Source organism: Streptomyces sp. NPDC048182 (assembly GCF_043202555.1).
Taxonomy (GTDB): domain Bacteria; phylum Actinomycetota; class Actinomycetes; order Streptomycetales; family Streptomycetaceae; genus Streptomyces.
Genome location: NZ_JBIDAQ010000003.1, coordinates 249,756 through 266,381, shown reverse-complemented (window position 1 = coordinate 266,381; position 16,626 = coordinate 249,756). Strand labels below are relative to the sequence as shown.

The window sequence follows — 16,626 nt, the reverse complement described above, 5'->3', positions numbered from 1 at the left end:
CCGTCCCGACACCACGCCGGAGGCACACCGTCCACCGACTGGCCCACAATGAGCCGGTGAACGACCTCGACGCCCTCCACGCCCTGCTCACCCCCGAAGGCCGCGCCCTCCTCGCCGAGGTGCGCGGCACCGACCCGGCGCGCGAGCTGGCCGTCGCCACCCGGCTGCGCCGCACGCACCCGGCGGAGCTGGTGTCGGCGGCGCTCGGGCAGGCGCGGCTGCGGCAGCGGGCGGCGGCGAAGTTCGGGGCCGCGGACGCCGAGCGGATGTGGTTCACGCCGAACGGCGTCGAGCAGTCCACGCGGGCGAGTGTCGCGACGTACCGGGCGCGGCGGTTCGCCGACCTCGGGGTGACCTCCGTGGCCGACCTGTGCGGCGGGATCGGCGGCGACGCCCTCGCGCTGGCCCGGGCCGGCATCCGCGTGCTGGCCGTGGACCGCGACCCGGTGACGGTGGCGGCGGCCCGCGCCAACGCCGAGGCGCTCGGGCTCGCCGACCTGATCGAGGTGCGCGAGGCCGATGTGACGGAGGTGGACACGAGCGGCTACGACGCCGTGTTCGTCGACCCCGCGCGGCGCGGCGGGCGGGGCCGGATCTTCGACCCCGAGGCGTACTCACCGCCGCTCTCTTGGGCCGTCGCCGCCGCCCGTACGGCGCCCCGCGCCGCCGCGCTGAAGGTGGCGCCCGGCATCCCGCACGAGGCGGTGCCCGAGGACGCCGAGGCCGAGTGGATCTCCGACGGCGGGGACGTCAAGGAGGCCGTGCTCTGGTTCGGCACCGGGCCCGGCGCCGTGCGCGCCACCCTGCTGCCGGGCCCGCGCGGCCTGCTCTCCCGGCACCTGCCCGACCCGCCGGTCCGCACCCCCGGCCGCTTCCTCTACGAGCCCGACGGCGCCGTGATCCGCGCCCACCTGGTCGCCGAGGTGGCCGACCAGGTCGGCGGCGGGCTGCTCGACGCGACCATCGCCTACGTCACCGCCGACGCGCTGCACCCGACCCCGTACGCCACCGCCTACGAGATCACCGACCTGCTGCCCTTCAACGTCAAGAAGCTGAAGGCGCTGCTGCGGGAGCGGGGCGTCGGCGTGCTGACCGTGAAGAAGCGGGGCTCGGCGGTCGAGCCGGAGGAGCTGCGCCGGAAGGTGAGGCCCGAGGGGCCGCACGCGGCGACCGTGTTCCTGACCCGGGTCGCGGGGGCGCCGACGATGCTCATCGGGCACCCGGTCTAACGGAGGGACTCCCACAGCTCGCGTGCCTGCGCCTGCTTCGGCACGACCCGGTCCGGGTCCGTGGGGGCCGGCACCACGGGCAGCGTCACCGTGCGCACCGCGTCCGCCTGAAGGCCCCGCACGCTGCGGCCGAGGTTCGCCAGGTCGGTCAGCGAGTCCAGGCCGGTGTCGGTGGTGAGGCTGCCGGTGACCGCGTCGGCGACCCGGTACATCCGCGTCGGGTCGGTGAGCAGGCCGTCGTCGGAGACCCGGGTCAGCAGCGCCTTGACCAGCTTCTGCTGGAGCCCTATCCGCTCCAGGTCGCTGCCGCCGGCCAGGCCGTAGCGGGTGCGGGCCAGACCGAGGGCCTGCTTGCCGTCCAGCGTGTGCGTGCCGGCGTCCAGGTGCAGGTGGCTCTTGTCGTCGTCGATGTCCGTGTCGGTGGTGACGGTGACGCCGCCGAGGGTGTCGACCAGCTTGGCGAAGCCGGCGAAGTCGACCTCCAGGTAGTGGTCCATGCGGATCCCGGTGAGCGCCTCCACCGTCTTGACCGCGCAGACCGGGCCGCCCAGCTCGTAGGCGGTGTTGAACATCGCGCTGTCCGACGCCCGGGAGGTGCCGCCCGACGCCAGCGGGCAGGCGGGGCGGGCGACGAGCGTGTCGCGCGGGACGCTGACCACCGTGGCGGCCTTCCGGCCCGCGTCGAGGTGGACGACCATCGCGGTGTCCGAGCGGGCGCCCTCGCTGTCGCCGCCGCCCAGCTTGCCGTTGGCGCCGCTGCGCGAGTCCGAGCCGAGGACCAAGAGGTTCAGCGGGCCGGAGGGGGGCGGGTCCTCCCCGGCGGAGGGGGTGGCGGTCGGCCGCGCGGGGCGGTTGTCGCCGAGCGCGCTGTCGATGTCGACGCTGCGGATGTTGCCGTTCAGGTGCTGGTACGCCCAGGCCGCCGCCGCCCCGCCGAGCAGCAGCGCGCCCGCCAGGGCGAGGGCCGCGATCCGCAGCACCCTCTTCCGCCCGCCGGTGCCGTCCTCGCTGCCCTTGGTGCGCTCAGCCATGCGCCCGCCCCCGTCCCGCCCGTCATGTCCTGTTCCGGATGCCCCCGAGGAAGGAACGTAAGTCCGATTCCTCGCGGGTGGGCGGGTGCGGGGGGAATTCTGCGGGGATTCTCAGAATGGCGACGCGCGGAACGCGGGGCCGCTCAGTCGGCGGACACCGACTCGAACCGCCAGCGGTGCACCGCCCGGGTGACCAGGTCGGCGTCGGGTTCGGGGAGTTCGGGCAGGTCCGCGTCGAGGTCCGCGTCCCACCAGGTGAGGACGAGGACCCGGTCCTGCGGGGCGCGCAGCGTCTCCCGGCGCAGGGGCGTGGCGGGGAGTTCCTGGCGGCGGGCCCAGGCGAGCAGCTCGGCGCCCCGGCCCGGCAGGGCGCGGGCCTCCCACATCAGGGCGACGGTCACGGGTAGAGGTTCTCCTTGCTGACCTCGTGGACGTGGTCGTGCCCGGGCACGTGCGGTTCGGTCACCGGCAGGGAGGAGTCGGCGGACAGGTCCCAGTCGGAGGCGGCCCGGTTGCGGGCGACCATCTCGGCGCCCAGCGCCGCCACCATCGCGCCGTTGTCCGTGCACAGCTTGGGCCGCGGCACCCGCAGCCGGATGCCGGCCGCCGCGCAGCGGTCCTGGGCCAGCGCGCGCAGCCGGGAGTTGGCGGCCACGCCGCCGCCGATCATCAGGTGGTCCACGCCCTGGTCCTTGCAGGCCCGCACCGCCTTGCGGGTCAGCACGTCGACCACCGCCTCCTGGAAGGAGGCCGCCACGTCGCGCACCGGCACCTCCTCGCCGGCCGCCCGCTTCGCCTCGATCCAGCGGGCCACGGCCGTCTTGAGGCCGGAGAAGGAGAAGTCGTACGCCGGGTCGCGGGGCCCGGTCAGGCCGCGCGGGAAGGCGATGGCCCGCGGGTCGCCCTCGCGCGCGTACCGGTCGATGACCGGGCCGCCGGGGAAGCCCAGGTTCAGCACCCGGGCGATCTTGTCGAACGCCTCGCCGGCCGCGTCGTCGATGGTGGCGCCCATCGGGCGGACGTCGGCGGTGATGTCCGTGGAGAGCAGCAGCGAGGAGTGGCCGCCGGAGACCAGCAGCGCCATCGTCGGCTCGGGCAGCGGGCCGTGCTCCAGCTGGTCGACGCAGATGTGCGAGGCGAGGTGGTTGACGCCGTACAGGGGCTTGCCGAGCGCGTAGGCGTACGCCTTCGCCGCCGAGACGCCGACAAGGAGCGCGCCGGCCAGGCCCGGGCCCGCGGTGACGGCGACGCCGTCCAGGTCGCGGGCGCTGACGCCGGCCTCCTTCAGGGCGCGCTCGATGGTCGGGACCATCGCCTCCAGGTGGGCGCGGCTCGCGACCTCGGGCACGACGCCGCCGAACCGGGCGTGCTCGTCGACGCTGGAGGCGATGGCGTCGGCCAGCAGGGTGGTGCCGCGCACCACGCCGACGCCGGTCTCGTCGCAGGAGGTCTCGATCCCCAGGACCAGGGGTTCGTCAGCCATGGTCGGTCCCTCTGTCGCTTCCTCGTACGGGCTGGTCGGTGGTCAGGCGCATCACCAGGGCGTCCACGTTGCCCGGCTGGTAGTAGCCGCGCCGGAACCCGATGGGCTCGAAGCCGAAGCGCTCGTAGAGCCGCTGCGCGCGGGTGTTGTCCACCCGGCACTCCAGGAGCACCTCGGCGCACTCGAAGGCGGTCGCCGCCTTCAGCAGCTCGGTGAGCAGCCGGCCGCCGAGCCCGGTGCCCCACTGGTCGCGGGCGACGGCGATGGTCTGCACGTCGGACTGGTCACCGGCGGCGGCGAGGCCGGCGTACCCCACGATCTGGGCATCGGGCGTCTCGGCGACCAGGTACCTGCGGGTCGCGCCCGGGCCGCGCGCGTGGGCCAGCTCGGACCAGAACATCCCGCGCGACCAGGCGTCCTCGGGGAACAGCTCCCGCTCCAGGCGGAGCACGGGGTCGATGTCCCACCAGCGCATCTCGCGCAGCACGGCGGTCTCGGACCCGGTCACTTGGGGGTGACCACCTTGTAGTTCTTCGGCACCTGCGCGTCGGGCCGGCGCAGGTACTGCGGCCTCGGCGGCGGCAGCTCCTCGCCGGCCGCCAGCCGCTCGGCGGCCAGCGCGGCGAGCGCGGCGGCGGAGACGTGCTCGGGCTCGTGCGCCCGGGGGAAGGTCTCCGGGTAGAGCAGGGCGCCCGCGCCGACCGCCGGCAGGCCCGCCACCTCGGCGGCGATGTCGGCGGGCCGGTCCACCGCGGGCCCGGTGAGCCGGGTGCGCGAGTCGGCGTACCGGGCCCAGTAGACCTCCTTGCGGCGGGCGTCCGTGGCGACCACGAACTCGCCCTCCAGGTCGGCGGCGTAGGCCAGGCCGTCCAGGGTGCACACGCCGTGCACGGGGACGCCGAGCGCGAGGCCGAAGGTGTCCGCGGTCATCAGGCCGACGCGCAGCCCGGTGTACGGGCCGGGACCGGTGCCGGCGACGATGCCGGTGACGGCGTCCAGGGCGATCCCGGCCTCGGCGAGCACCCGGTCGACGGCGGGCAGCAGCAGCTCACCGTGCCGGCGCGCGTCCACCTGGCTCGACGAGGCGATGACGTCCGTGCCGTCGTGCAGCGCGACGGTCACGGCGGGCGTTGCGGTATCCAGAGCGAGCAAGAGCACGCGAACAGCCTACGGCGCCGCGGGGCTCGTGTCGGACGACCGGGTCGGGCGGTCACCTGCTGCTACGGTCGGCCGGGAAGCCCCGCCCGTACGACGCCGAGGTGGTCCCAGTGGCAAGCACAAGCGCCGGAATCGTCGCCGGGCTCACCACGGCCGCGCTGGTGACGGTGGGTGTCCTCACCTACCAGGCGTCCGCCGCCGGCGCCCCCGAGAACCCGGACGGGCCGCGCGCGAGCGGCTCCCCCGCCCCCGGCGCCTCCAAGGCCCCGCGCGACCGGCTCCACCCCGAGGCGCTGCCCGCCGGGTCCGGCAGGGGTGAACGGGTGGTGTACTCGGTGGACGACGACCGGGTCTGGCTGGTCGGCCCCACCGGACAGGTGCGGCGCACCTTCAAGGTCACGCCCAGCACGGTCGACCCCGCCCCCGACACCTACGCGGTCACCTCGCGCTCGAACCGGGTCACCGGGTCCGACGGCGCGGCGGTGGAGCACGTCGTGCGGTTCACCACCGTGGAGAACGTGACGATCGGGTTCAGCGCGGCGGTGGACGGCTCCATGGCGCGGCCGGCGCGCGGCGAGCGCACCGGCGGCATCCGGGAGACGCGGGCCGACGGCGCCGCGATGTGGCAGTTCGCGACGATCGGGCAGCAGGTCGTCGTCGTGCGCTGACCTGCTCCTGTCTCTCAGGCGGCCTCGCGCCGCGTCTCCCGTGCGGGTACGGCCGGGGCGCGCGGCGGCGTGGAGACCGCTGCCGCGGCGGCGCAGGACGCGAGCAAGGCGCCCATGGACACGGCGGCGCGGGCCGGCGCGGGCTCGGTCGGACGCGGCGGCTGGGTCTCCGGCATGGACGCCTCCTGTACGGCGGGGGCGGGTGCGGTTAGGTATGCCTAACCACGAGCTGGATACCATGTGACCACGGCCGGGACCCGGAGCGCAATATCTTCCCGACGCGCTGTCGGGACGACGGCCGCACCGCGTCGAGTGGCGGTCAGTCCGCGAGGTCGTCCAGGCCGGCCGCCGACCAGCGCGCGCCGATGCCGGTGAGCACCACCCGCCGCACCTCGTCCGTGGTGTCGCCGGTGGCCCGCTCGATCGCCACGTGCAGCCGGTCGTCGGTCAGCTCCTCCACCTTGCCCTCGCCCCACTCGACCACGATCACCGAGTCGGACAGGGAGACGTCCAGGTCGAGGTCCTCCATCTCGTCGAGGCCGCCACCCAGCCGGTAGGCGTCGACGTGCACGAGCGGCGGGCCGTCGCCGAGGGCGGGGTGGACGCGGGCGATGACGAAGGTCGGGGAGGTGACCGCGCCGCGCACGTCCAGGCCCTCGCCGAGCCCGCGGGTCAGGGTCGTCTTGCCCGCGCCCAGCTCGCCGCTGAGCATCACCAGGTCGCCGGCGCGCAGCAGGGCGGCCAGCCGCCGGCCCAGGTCGCGCATCCGCTCGGGCGAGGTGACGGTGAGGTGGGTCTGCGGGGCGGCGGGCTCAGCCGGGTCCCGCCGTGCTGCCGGTGCTTCCATAACCGCCAACGGTAGCCCCTGCGGGCACCGCGCCCGCCCGGGCCAGCAGGTCGGCGAGCCGGTCGGTGACCAGCTCGGGGTGCTCCAGCATCACCAGGTGCCCGGCGTCCGGGACCAGCACCAGCTCGGCGTCGGGCAGCAGGGCCGCGACGGCCTCGCTGTGCTCGCTCGGCGTGACCAGGTCCCGCACCCCGGCGAGGACGAGGACCGGCAGGCCGCGGAAGTGGACGAGGGCCTCGGTCTTGTCGTGGTCGCTGAAGGCCGGGTAGTACTCGGCGACCACGTCGATGGGCGTCGACTCGATCATCCGCTCGGCGAACCGGGCCACGGCCGGGTCGACGTCCCCGGAGGCGAAGGAGTACCGCTTGATGACCCCGGCGAACAGGTCCGCCGTGGCCCGCCGGCCCTTCTCCACCCACTCGGCCCGCTGCCCCAGCGCCTTCAGCACGCCCGGCAGCACCCGCCGCACGGCGTTCACGCCGGCCACCGGGAGCCCGAAGTTGACCTCGCCGAGCCGGCCGGCCGACGTGCCGATGAGGGCGACGCCGACGACGCGCTCGCGGATCAGCTCCGGGAAGCGGTCCGCCAGGGCCATCACCGTCATGCCGCCCATGGAGTGGCCGACCAGCACGATCGGGCCCTCGGGGGCGGCGGCGTCGATGACGGCCTTGAGGTCGGCGCCCAGCTCGTCGATGGTGACCGGGGCGCCGCCGGCCTGGGCCACGCCGCGCCCGGAGCGGCCGTGGCTGCGCTGGTCCCAGTGCACGGTGCGGACGACGCCGCGCAGGGCGGCGCGCTGGAAGTGCCAGGAGTCCTGGTTGAGGCAGTAGCCGTGGCTGAAGACGACGGTGACGGGGGCCGGCGCCCGGCGCCCGAAGAGCCGCCGCCGGCGCCGGGCGAGGGCGGCCTCGGTGGCCGGCTCCACCTCGTCCACCTCGTAGTACAGCTCGGTACCGTCCTCGGCGCGGGCCGTGCCGGGGGTGCCGCGCAGGCCGCCGTAGGGTCCGGCCGCGTCCAGGGCGAGGCGGGCCTTCTGGCGGATGCCGCGCCCGACGGTGAGGCGCTCTATCGCCACGCCGGCCGCCGCGCCCGCCGCGACCACGCCGAGCGCCGCGCCGGCGAGGCCGGTGGTACGGCGCCAGCCGCCCGCGGCGGCCTCCGCGGCGGTGGCGACGGCCGCCACGGCGACGTCCGCCACGTCCGCCACGGCCTCCGCGCTGGTCTCGCTCACCTGCCGCACCTCCCCACCGGGCCGCTCTCCGGGTTCCCCTCTGGTTTCTGATTCACCCGAACGGGCGAGTCATGCGTGTCAGTCATGCGCGTCGCCGAACGATCGGTCAGCTCTCGTTCAGGTGGACGCGGGGGACGCGCGGACCGATCCGGGTGACGATCTCATACGCGATGGTCCCGGCGGCCTGCGCCCAGTCCTCGGCGGTGGGCTCGCCCCGGTCGCCAGGCCCGAACAGCACCGCCTGAGCGCCCTCGGCGGGCCGGTCGCCGCCGAGGTCCACGACGAACTGGTCCATCGCGATGCGTCCCGCGACGGTACGCCATTTGCCGTCCACGAGGACCGGGCCGGTGCCGGAGGCGTGGCGCGGGACGCCGTCGCCGTAGCCGACCGGGACCAGGCCGAGGGTGGTCTCGCCGGGGGTGACGTACTGGTGCCCGTAGCTCACGCCGTGTCCGCCGGGGACCTGCTTGACCAGGGCCAGCGAGGCCGCGAGGCGCATCACGGGGCGGAGTCCGAAGTCGGCGGAGGTGCCGAGGTCGGGGCTGGGCGAGATGCCGTACATCGCGACGCCGGGGCGGACGAGGTCGAAGTGGGTCTCGGGGAGGGTGAGCGTGGCGGCCGAGTTGGCGATGTGCCGGACCTCGGGGCGCAGGCCCTGGTCCTCGGCGTACGCCGTCATCTCGCGGAAGCGGGTGAGCTGGGCGGCGATGGAGGGGTGGCCGGGTTCGTCGGCGCAGGCGAAGTGGGACCAGAGGCCGGTCACACGGAGGACTCCGTCGGCCTCGGCGCGGCGGGCGGCGGCGACCAGGGCCTCCCAGTCGGCGCCGGGCTGGCAGCCGTTGCGGCCGAGGCCGGTGTCGGCCTTGAGCTGGACCCTGGCGGGCTTCTCCGCCCGGCGGGCCGCCTCCGTGACCGCGTCCAGCGCCCACATGCCGCTCACGGAGACGTCGATGCCGGCCTCGACGGCGTCCTGCCAGGGGTCGGCGGGGGTCCACAGCCAGCACAGGACGCGCACGTCGGGCGGCAGCCAGGGCTGGGCGCGCAGGGCGAGGGCCTCTTGGGGGGTGGCGGTGCCGAGCCATGTCGCTCCGGCGGCCACGGCGGCGCGGGCGCAGGGGATGGCGCCGTGGCCGTAGCCGTCGGCCTTGACCACGGCCATGAACTGGGCGCCGGTCGCGCGCTCCTTGAGCACCCGTACGTTCTCCCGCAGCGCGCCCAGATCGATCTCGGCCCAGGCCCGCGAAGTCCCACCAGTCTCGTTCATCGTGGCCTCAGTGTCTCAGAGGGGGCGATCCGTCGACTGCGGGCCCGTCGTGGCTGGTCGCGCAGTTCCCCGCGCCCCTGGGGCATACAGTCCCGCCCGCTCCACGCGCAGCCGCGGGCAGTCGTGCCACACCCGCCCCCCACCCCGCGCAGCCGCAGGCAGCCGTGCCGCACCCGCCCCCCTCCACGCGTAGCTGCGGGCAATCGTGCCGCTGGGGCGGCACGGGTGGGCGCAGCGGCACCCCGTCGCGCCGGGCTGCGCCACGCCCCGCCCTCAGCGCCCACGCCGCACACCGTTCAACCGGCGTCCCTGACATCCCGCCATGCCAAGGGAATCGCGGCGGCCACGTCATGCGCGCCCACCGGCGCCCCGTCCGACGCCAGCCGGCCCGCGAGCCCGTGCAGATACGCCCCGACCGAGCCGGCGTCCCGCGCGGACAGCCCCGCTGCCAGCAGCGAACCCGCCAACCCCGACAGCACGTCCCCGCTCCCCGCCGTGGCCAGCCACGACGTCCCCGTGGCGTTCACCCGCACCGCCCCCGACTCCGCCGCAGCCACCACCGTCGTCGACCCCTTCAGCAGCACCGTCGCCGAATACCGCGACGCCAACTCCCGCACCGCCTCGAGCCGCCCCGCCTCCACCGACTCCCGGCTCACCCCCAGCAGCGCCGCCGCCTCCCCCGCATGCGGCGTCATCAAGGTCGGCGCCGACCTCCCCCGTACCGCCGACACCTCCGCCAACCGCAACCCGTCCGCGTCGATCAGCACCGGCACCGAGGCCGACAGCACCTCGGCCACCGTCCCCGCGTCGTCCCCCGCCCCCGGCCCGACCACCCACGCCTGCACCCGCCCAGCCTTGGCCGGCCCCTGGTCGGACACCAGCGTCTCCGGGAACCGCGCGATCACCGCGTCCCCCGCCGGACCGACGTACCGCACCGCCCCCGCCCCACCCCGCAGCGCCCCCGACACGGCCAGCACCGCCGCCCCCGGATACCGCGCCGACCCGGCGGCGATCCCGACCACACCGCGCCGGTACTTGTCGCTCTCCACCCCCGGCACCGGCAGCAGCCGCGCCACGTCCGCGTGCTGGAGCGCCTCCAGCTCCGCCGCCTCCCCGGGCAGCGGCAGCCCGATGTCCACCAGCCGCACCGACCCGGCGTACTCCCGCCCCGGATCGACCAGCAGCCCAGGCTTGTGCGCCCCGAAGGTCACCGTCAGGTCGGCCCGTACGGCGGCCCCCGGCACCTGCCCCGTGTCCGCGTCCACCCCGCTCGGCAGGTCCACGGAGACCACGCCCGCCCGCGACCGCGCCGCCGCCTCGGCCAACGGCACCGCGTCCTCGCGCAGCCCGCCCTTCCCGCCGATCCCCACGATCCCGTCGAGCACGAGGTGGGCCCGCTCGACCAGCGCCGCCCCGGCCCCGGAGTCCACCACGCTGCCGCCGGCCCGCCGCAGCGCCTCCAGACCTCCGGCGTGCGCCCGGTCCGGTGCGAGGAGCACCGCCGTGACGCCCGCCCCGCGCCGGGCGAGCCGCGCCCCGGCGTACAGGGCGTCGCCGCCGTTGGCACCGCTGCCGACCAGCAGCACGACCCGGCTGCCGTAGACCCGCCCGGCCACCCGGCCGAGCAGCTCCGTGCAGGCGGCGGCGAGTCCGGCCGCCGCCCGCTGCATCAACGCCCCGTCCGGCAGCCGTGCCATCAGCTCCCGTTCGGCGGTCCTGACCGTCTCCACGCTGTACGCAGTCCGCATGCCGTCGAGTGTTCCCCGTAGCGCGGGTCGGGGAACGGCCCGATCAGTGCCCCAGGGCTCAGCCCTCCGCGATCACCACCGCCGAAGCCACCCCCGCGTCATGGCTCAGCGACACATGCCACGACGCCACCCCCAGCACCGCCGCCCGCGCGGCGACCGTCCCCGTCACCCGCAGCCGCGGCCGCCCGCCCTCCTCGACGTACACCTCCGCGTCCGTCCACAGCAGCCCCGCCGGCGCCCCCAGCGCCTTGGCCAGGGCCTCCTTCGCCGCGAAGCGGGCGGCGAGGGAGGCGGTGCCCCGGCGTTCGCCGCTGGGGAGGAGCAGTTCGGCGGGGAGGAAGAGGCGCCGGGCCAGCGCCGGGGTGCGCTCCAGGGACGCCTCGAACCGCTCGATCTCCGCCACGTCGATGCCGACCCCGATGATGCCCATGCCGGAACACTATGGCGCTCGCCATGGCTACGAAGACAACGGCCTCACTCCACCGTCACCGACTTCGCCAGGTTCCGCGGCTGGTCCACCTCGTTGCCCCGGGCCGTCGCCAGCTCGCAGGCGAAGACCTGGAGCGGGACCGTCGCGACCAGCGGCTGGAGCAGGGTCGGCGTGACGGGGACGCGGACGAGGTGGTCGGCGTAGGGGACGACCTCCTCGTCGCCCTCCTCGGCGATGACGATGGTGCGGGCGCCCCGGGCCCTGATCTCCTGGATGTTGGAGACGATCTTGTCGTGCAGCACCGAGTGCCCGCGCGGCGAGGGCACGATCACGACGACCGGCAGGTCCTCCTCGATGAGCGCGATCGGCCCGTGCTTCAGCTCGCCGGCCGCGAAGCCCTCGGCGTGCATGTAGGCCAGCTCCTTGAGCTTGAGGGCGCCTTCGAGGGCGACCGGGTGGCCGACGTGCCGGCCGAGGAAGAGCACCGTGTTCTTGTGGGCGAGGGAGCGGGCCAGTTCGCGCACCGGCTCCATGGTCTCCAGGACCTGCTCGACCGCCCCGGCGATCCCGGCCAGGTCGCGCACGACGCCCCGGATCTCGTCGGCGTACTGCGTGCCGCGCACCTGCCCGAGGTAGAGGGCGACCAGGTAGCAGGCGACCAGCTGGGTGAGGAACGCCTTGGTGGAGGCGACGGCGACCTCGGGCCCGGCGTGCGTGTAGAGGACCGCGTCGGACTCGCGCGGGATGGTGGAGCCGTTGGTGTTGCAGATGGCCAGCACCTTCGCGCCCTGCTCGCGGGCGTGCCGCAGGGCCATCAGGGTGTCCATGGTCTCGCCCGACTGGGAGATCGCGACCACCAGGGTGCGCTGGTCCAGGATCGGGTCGCGGTAGCGGAACTCGCTCGCCAGCTCCACCTCGCAGGGCACCCGCGTCCAGTGCTCGACGGCGTACTTGGCGATGAGGCCGGCGTGGTAGGCCGTGCCGCAGGCGACGATGACGACCTTGTCCAGCTCGCGCAGCACCTCCGGCGGGATGCGCACCTCGTCCAGGGTGAGCGAGCCGGCGCCGTCGACGCGGCCGAGCAGGGTGTCGGCGACCGCCTTGGGCTGCTCGGCGATCTCCTTGAGCATGAAGTAGTCGTAGCCGCCCTTCTCGGCGGCCGAGGCGTCCCAGTCCACGTGGTAGGGCCGCACCTCGGCCGGGGCGCCGTCGAAGCCGGTGACGCGCACGCCGTCGCGGCGCAGCTCCACCACCTGGTCCTGGCCCAGCTCGACGGCCTCGCGGGTGTGCGCGATGAAGGCGGCGACGTCGGAGGCGAGGAACGCCTCACCCTCGCCGAGCCCCACCACCAGCGGCGAGTTGCGCCGGGCGCCCACCACCACGTCCGGCTCGTCGGCGTGCAGGGCGACCAGCGTGAAGGCCCCCTCCAGGCGCCGGCACACCAGCCGCATCGCCTCGGCGAGGCCGCCGCAGCCGGAGAACTCCTCGGCGAGCAGGTGGGCGACGACCTCGGTGTCGGTCTCGGAGGCCAGCTCGTGCCCGCGCTCCGCCAGCTCCGCGCGCAGCTCCGCGAAGTTCTCGATGATGCCGTTGTGGACGACGGCCACCCGGCCCGCGTTGTCCAGGTGCGGGTGGGCGTTGGTGTCCGTGGGGCCGCCGTGCGTGGCCCACCGGGTGTGGCCGATGCCGGCGGGCGCGGCCGGCAGCGGCCGTTCGGACAGCTCCTTGTCGAGGTTGACGAGCTTCCCGGCGCGCTTGGCGGTGGCGAGCCCGCCGTCCGCGAGCACGGCGACACCCGCCGAGTCGTAGCCCCGGTACTCCAGCCGTTTCAGGCCGGCCAGCACGACGTCGAGCGCCGACTGCGGCCCCACGTATCCCACGATTCCGCACATGACGGGCAGCCTACGGTCAGGTTCCGCCACGAACCCGGCGGCATGAGCCCGAAATCGGAGATTCCCACCGGGGTACGCACGGGCGGTCAGCGGGCGGTCAGCCGAGCTTGGCCAGCTGGGCGTCCGAGATCTCGGCGGGGAAGGGGAAGTCCTTGCCGGTGGCGGCGGCACCGAGGTTGATGACGACGAAGGACGCGATGGTGGAGCCCTTCCGGGTGACGGTCAGCTTGGCGGGGAACTTGTCGCCCTCGTCGCCCGCGATCGTCAGGGTCAGCGCGACCGCCTCGTCGGCACCGGCGGGCGCCTTGTCGGCGGCCACCTTGAGGATCTTCGTCTCGACCCCCTCGACGGTGTGCGCGAAGCCGCCCGCACACGCGCTGCGCGCGGCCTCGACGTCCTTCATGACCGCCTCGGCACCGCCGTCCTCGTAGGACGCCAGCGTGATCAGGACCTTGTCCAGGTCCAGGGCGGTGCCGATGTTCTCCTCGGTCACGTGCCTGGGCTTCTTCGCCGTCTCGGTCCAGGACCGCTTCACCGTGGTCGCGGGCGTGCCCAGAGGCACGCCGACCTGCCCGAGGGCGAGCGGCCGGCACGCGGCCTTTCCGGTCTTCACCTGGTCCGGTGCGACGTCGTCCGACTTGGCGGTCGGGGTGACCTTGCCGTTCTTCACGTCCGCCTGGGCCAGGGCGGCCTTCTCCAGCTCGGCGGCGGTGAGCGCCTTCGCCTTGCCCTCGTCTGCCTTGCCGTCGTCGTCGGACGAGCCGCCGCAGGCGGTGACGAGGAGGGCGAGGGCGGCGACGGAGGCCGCGAGGGCGCTGCGGCGGACGGTGGTGCTTCTCACGTGGACGGCTCTTCCTGCCCGGGGTGCGGATGATCACCGCACGCTTTGCCCGCACCTTACGCACAGGTGACGCACAGTTGATCTACCGGCCACCGCCCCGGTATCGGACCGTGACGCCCACGTGATCATCCGTGTCCGACTCCGGCCGGGGTGACGTACCCCACCTGCCGCCGCGTTCGCACTCCGTTAACAATGGACTGTGATCTCTCCGGTCCCCTCGATACCCCGGAGCGCCCACCGGCAGCGGCCGGAGGCGACTCCCTACGTCGACCTCACCCGCGCCGAGTGGAGCGCGCTGCGCGACAAGACGCCGCTGCCGCTCACCGCCGAGGAGGTGGAGAAGCTGCGCGGCCTCGGCGACGTCATCGACCTCGACGAGGTGCGGGACATCTACCTCCCGCTGTCCCGGCTGCTCAACCTCTACGTCGGCGCCACCGACGGCCTGCGCGGGGCGCTGAACACCTTCCTCGGCGAGGGCGGCTCGCAGTCCGGCACGCCCTTCGTCATCGGGGTGGCCGGCTCGGTCGCGGTCGGCAAGTCCACCGTCGCCCGGCTGCTCCAGGCGCTGCTCTCGCGCTGGCCCGAGCACCCGCGCGTCGAGCTGGTCACCACGGACGGCTTCCTGCTGCCGACCCGGGAGCTGGAGGCGCGGGGCCTGATGTCCCGCAAGGGCTTCCCCGAGTCCTACGACCGGCGGGCGCTGACCCGGTTCGTCGCCGACATCAAGGCCGGCAAGGCGGAGGTGACGGCGCCGGTGTACTCCCACCTCATCTACGACATCGTCCCGGACGAGCAGCTGGTCGTACGCCGCCCCGACATCCTGATCGTCGAGGGCCTGAACGTCCTCCAGCCGGCGCTGCCGGGCAAGGACGGCCGCACGCGGGTGGGGCTGGCCGACTACTTCGACTTCAGCGTGTACGTGGACGCGCGCACGGAGGACATCGAGCGGTGGTACCTCCGGCGGTTCCGGAAACTGCGGGCGACGGCGTTCCAGAACCCCTCGTCCTACTTCCGCAAGTACACGCAGGTGTCGGAGGAGGAGGCCCTCGACTACGCCCGCACGACGTGGCGCACGATCAACAGGCCGAACCTGGTGGAGAACGTCGCCCCCACGCGCGGCCGAGCCACCCTGATCCTCCGCAAGGGCCCGGACCACAAGGTCCAAAAACTGAGCCTACGCAAGCTGTAAAACCGGGGAGCCGGACCAACCCAGCTGCGGGCAGTCGTGCCGCTGGGGCGGCACGGGTGGGCGCAGCGGCACCTCGTCGCGCCGAGCTGCGCCACGCCCCCGGCCACTCAGCCCAGCGCCGACTTCACCGCGTCGGCCAGGCGGCCGGCCACCGTGCGGGCCTGTTCGATGTCGGCGGCCTCGACCATGACGCGGACGAGCGGCTCCGTACCCGAGGGCCGGAGCAGAACACGCCCCGTGGAGCCCAGCTCCCGCTCGGCCTCCCCCACCGCCGAGGCCAGCTCCGCAGACGTCGTCACCCGGGACTTGTCCACGTCCGGCACATTCACCAGCACCTGCGGCAGCCGCTCCATCACGGACGCGAGGTCCCGCAGGGACCGCCCCGTCTGCGCGACCCGCGCGGCCAGCATCAGCCCGGTCAGCGTCCCGTCACCCGTCGTCGCGTGGTCGAGGATGATCACGTGCCCGGACTGCTCGCCACCCAGCGCGTAGCCCCTGGCCTTCATCTCCTCCAGCACATACCGGTCCCCGACCCCGGTCTGCACGAACCGGATGCCCTCCCGCTCCATGGCCAGCTTGAACCCCAGGTTGGACATGACCGTGGCGACGACGGTGTCCGCGCGCAGCACGGACCGCTCCCGCATCGCGAGGGCCAGCACGGCGAGGATCTGGTCGCCGTCCACCTCCTCGCCGGTGTGGTCCACGGCGAGGCACCGGTCGGCGTCCCCGTCGTGCGCGATGCCGAGGTCGGCCCCGTGCTCCAGGACCGCCGCCTTGAGCAGGTCGAGGTGGGTGGAGCCGCAGCCGTCGTTGATGTTGAGGCCGTCGGGCGCCGCACCGATGGTGACCAGCTCGGCCCCGGCCCGCAGGAACGCCTCCGGGGACACCCGGTGGGCCGCCCCGTGCGCCTCGTCCAGGACGATCTTCAGGCCGTCGAGCCGGTTGGGCAGCACCCCGACGAGGTGGGCGACGTACTGGTCGAGCCCCTGGTCGTAGTCCCGCACCCGCCCGACGCCCGCGCCGGTCGGCCGGTCCCAGGGCGCGCCGGTGCGGTGCTCCTCGTAGACGGACTCGATGCGGTCCTCCAGCTCGTCGGCGAGCTTGTGCCCGCCGCGGGCGAAGAACTTGACCCCGTTGTCGGGCATCGCGTTGTGGCTGGCGGAGAGCATCACGCCGAGGTCGGCGCCGAGCGCGCCGGTGAGGTGGGCGACCGCGGGGGTGGGCAGCACGCCGACCCGCAGCACGTCCACACCGGCGCTGGCCAGGCCCGCGACCACGGCGGCCTCCAGGAACTCCCCGGAGGCGCGCGGGTCCCGGCCGACCACGGCGGTGGGCCGGTGCCCGGCGAAGGTGCCCGCCTCGGCCAGCACGTGCGCCGCGGCGACGGAGAGACCGAGCGCCAGCTCGGCCGTGAGATCCGCGTTGGCGACACCGCGTACGCCGTCCGTGCCGAAGAGTCGTCCCACTTGTCCTCCTGAGGAAACGTCAGTTCCGAGCACACGAGCCCATGAACGCGTGAACACATGAGCCCATGACCGGCTGAGCTTCTGAGCGTCTTGTGTCGTTATACGCCTGGCGGCCGGGATAAACGAACGCCCCGGCAGCACTGTGGCGT

17 protein-coding genes are annotated in these 16,626 nt (G+C 74.5%); 3 read left to right on the top strand and 14 right to left on the bottom strand.

Annotated elements, in window-relative coordinates:
* The first annotated feature begins 56 nt into the window (after positions 1-56).
* The gene (locus ACGFZL_RS07335) at positions 57-1,229 is read left to right on the top strand and encodes a THUMP-like domain-containing protein (protein ID WP_407078448.1); all 1,173 of its coding nucleotides are present in this window, start codon (positions 57-59) and stop codon (positions 1,227-1,229) included.
* Here the strand turns inward: ACGFZL_RS07335 and ACGFZL_RS07330 are convergent.
* The 5 genes from ACGFZL_RS07330 to tsaB form a co-directional block, all read right to left on the bottom strand.
* On the bottom strand, positions 1,226-2,260 hold the full coding sequence (locus ACGFZL_RS07330) for an LCP family protein (RefSeq protein WP_393689969.1): 1,035 nt from the start codon (positions 2,258-2,260) through the stop codon (positions 1,226-1,228). The genes ACGFZL_RS07335 and ACGFZL_RS07330 overlap by 4 nt on opposite strands.
* Positions 2,261-2,403: 143 nt before the next feature.
* Complete coding sequence (locus ACGFZL_RS07325; RefSeq protein ID WP_393689968.1) at positions 2,404-2,661, bottom strand: hypothetical protein; 258 nt, start codon at positions 2,659-2,661, stop codon at positions 2,404-2,406.
* Complete coding sequence (tsaD, locus tag ACGFZL_RS07320; RefSeq protein WP_393689967.1) at positions 2,658-3,743, bottom strand: tRNA (adenosine(37)-N6)-threonylcarbamoyltransferase complex transferase subunit TsaD; 1,086 nt, start codon at positions 3,741-3,743, stop codon at positions 2,658-2,660. The genes ACGFZL_RS07325 and tsaD overlap by 4 nt, the downstream gene beginning before the upstream one ends.
* The gene (rimI, locus tag ACGFZL_RS07315; RefSeq protein WP_393690194.1) at positions 3,736-4,218 is read right to left on the bottom strand and encodes a ribosomal protein S18-alanine N-acetyltransferase; all 483 of its coding nucleotides are present in this window, start codon (positions 4,216-4,218) and stop codon (positions 3,736-3,738) included. The genes tsaD and rimI overlap by 8 nt, the downstream gene beginning before the upstream one ends.
* A 29-nt stretch (positions 4,219-4,247) precedes the next feature.
* Complete coding sequence (gene tsaB, locus ACGFZL_RS07310; protein ID WP_393689966.1) at positions 4,248-4,901, bottom strand: tRNA (adenosine(37)-N6)-threonylcarbamoyltransferase complex dimerization subunit type 1 TsaB; 654 nt, start codon at positions 4,899-4,901, stop codon at positions 4,248-4,250.
* 110 nt (positions 4,902-5,011) lie between these two features.
* Here tsaB and ACGFZL_RS07305 point away from each other — a divergent pair, with 110 nt between their 5' ends.
* On the top strand, positions 5,012-5,569 hold the full coding sequence (locus ACGFZL_RS07305) for a hypothetical protein (protein ID WP_393689965.1): 558 nt from the start codon (positions 5,012-5,014) through the stop codon (positions 5,567-5,569).
* 14 nt (positions 5,570-5,583) lie between these two features.
* Here ACGFZL_RS07305 and ACGFZL_RS07300 read toward each other — a convergent pair whose 3' ends face one another.
* From ACGFZL_RS07300 to ACGFZL_RS07265, 8 genes are all read right to left on the bottom strand, one after another.
* Complete coding sequence (locus tag ACGFZL_RS07300) at positions 5,584-5,745, bottom strand: hypothetical protein (protein ID WP_355167664.1); 162 nt, start codon at positions 5,743-5,745, stop codon at positions 5,584-5,586.
* A 143-nt stretch (positions 5,746-5,888) separates the two neighbouring features.
* Positions 5,889-6,416 carry a tRNA (adenosine(37)-N6)-threonylcarbamoyltransferase complex ATPase subunit type 1 TsaE gene (tsaE, locus tag ACGFZL_RS07295; protein ID WP_355167662.1) on the bottom strand — a complete coding sequence of 176 codons (528 nt, stop codon included), beginning with the start codon at positions 6,414-6,416 and terminating at the stop codon, positions 5,889-5,891.
* Positions 6,382-7,647 (bottom strand): alpha/beta fold hydrolase, encoded by a 1,266-nt coding sequence (locus tag ACGFZL_RS07290; RefSeq protein WP_393689964.1) that lies wholly within the window; start codon positions 7,645-7,647, stop codon positions 6,382-6,384. The genes tsaE and ACGFZL_RS07290 overlap by 35 nt, the downstream gene beginning before the upstream one ends.
* 106 nt (positions 7,648-7,753) lie before the next feature.
* On the bottom strand, positions 7,754-8,911 hold the full coding sequence (alr, locus tag ACGFZL_RS07285) for an alanine racemase (RefSeq protein ID WP_393689963.1): 1,158 nt from the start codon (positions 8,909-8,911) through the stop codon (positions 7,754-7,756).
* Between the two features lie 296 nt (positions 8,912-9,207).
* Entirely contained in the window at positions 9,208-10,659 is a 1,452-nt protein-coding gene (locus ACGFZL_RS07280; RefSeq protein ID WP_393689962.1) for an NAD(P)H-hydrate dehydratase, read from the bottom strand.
* 58 nt (positions 10,660-10,717) lie between these two features.
* Positions 10,718-11,089 carry a holo-ACP synthase gene (locus ACGFZL_RS07275; RefSeq protein WP_393689961.1) on the bottom strand — a complete coding sequence of 124 codons (372 nt, stop codon included), beginning with the start codon at positions 11,087-11,089 and terminating at the stop codon, positions 10,718-10,720.
* A gap of 44 nt (positions 11,090-11,133) precedes the next feature.
* Positions 11,134-12,981, bottom strand: a complete 1,848-nt coding sequence (gene glmS / locus ACGFZL_RS07270) for a glutamine--fructose-6-phosphate transaminase (isomerizing) (protein WP_355167652.1) — start codon at positions 12,979-12,981, stop codon at positions 11,134-11,136.
* A gap of 97 nt (positions 12,982-13,078) precedes the next feature.
* Positions 13,079-13,822: a hypothetical protein gene (locus tag ACGFZL_RS07265; protein WP_393689960.1), complete on the bottom strand. Its 744-nt coding sequence runs from the start codon at positions 13,820-13,822 to the stop codon at positions 13,079-13,081.
* Between the two features lie 199 nt (positions 13,823-14,021).
* On the opposite strand from ACGFZL_RS07265, the gene coaA reads away from it, so the two are divergent.
* Positions 14,022-15,011, top strand: a complete 990-nt coding sequence (coaA, locus tag ACGFZL_RS07260) for a type I pantothenate kinase (protein WP_393689959.1) — start codon at positions 14,022-14,024, stop codon at positions 15,009-15,011.
* Between the two features lie 107 nt (positions 15,012-15,118).
* On the opposite strand, the gene glmM is transcribed toward coaA, so the two are convergent.
* Entirely contained in the window at positions 15,119-16,477 is a 1,359-nt protein-coding gene (gene glmM, locus ACGFZL_RS07255) for a phosphoglucosamine mutase (protein ID WP_393689958.1), read from the bottom strand.
* Positions 16,478-16,626 lie beyond the last annotated feature (149 nt).

Excerpts from the sequence above, each read along its gene's own strand:
- ACGFZL_RS07330 (WP_393689969.1), bottom strand. The coding sequence starts at position 2,260 with ATGGCTGAGCGCACCAAGGGCAGCGAGGACGGCACCGGCGGGCGGAAG.
- tsaD (WP_393689967.1), bottom strand. The coding sequence starts at position 3,743 with ATGGCTGACGAACCCCTGGTCCTGGGGATCGAGACCTCCTGCGACGAG.
- rimI (WP_393690194.1), bottom strand. The coding sequence starts at position 4,218 with ATGCGCTGGTGGGACATCGACCCCGTGCTCCGCCTGGAGCGGGAGCTG.
- ACGFZL_RS07300 (WP_355167664.1), bottom strand. The coding sequence starts at position 5,745 with ATGCCGGAGACCCAGCCGCCGCGTCCGACCGAGCCCGCGCCGGCCCGC.
- tsaE (WP_355167662.1), bottom strand. The coding sequence starts at position 6,416 with ATGGAAGCACCGGCAGCACGGCGGGACCCGGCTGAGCCCGCCGCCCCG.
- alr (WP_393689963.1), bottom strand. The coding sequence starts at position 8,911 with ATGAACGAGACTGGTGGGACTTCGCGGGCCTGGGCCGAGATCGATCTG.
- ACGFZL_RS07280 (WP_393689962.1), bottom strand. The coding sequence starts at position 10,659 with ATGCGGACTGCGTACAGCGTGGAGACGGTCAGGACCGCCGAACGGGAG.
- ACGFZL_RS07275 (WP_393689961.1), bottom strand. The coding sequence starts at position 11,089 with ATGGGCATCATCGGGGTCGGCATCGACGTGGCGGAGATCGAGCGGTTC.
- glmS (WP_355167652.1), bottom strand. The coding sequence starts at position 12,981 with ATGTGCGGAATCGTGGGATACGTGGGGCCGCAGTCGGCGCTCGACGTC.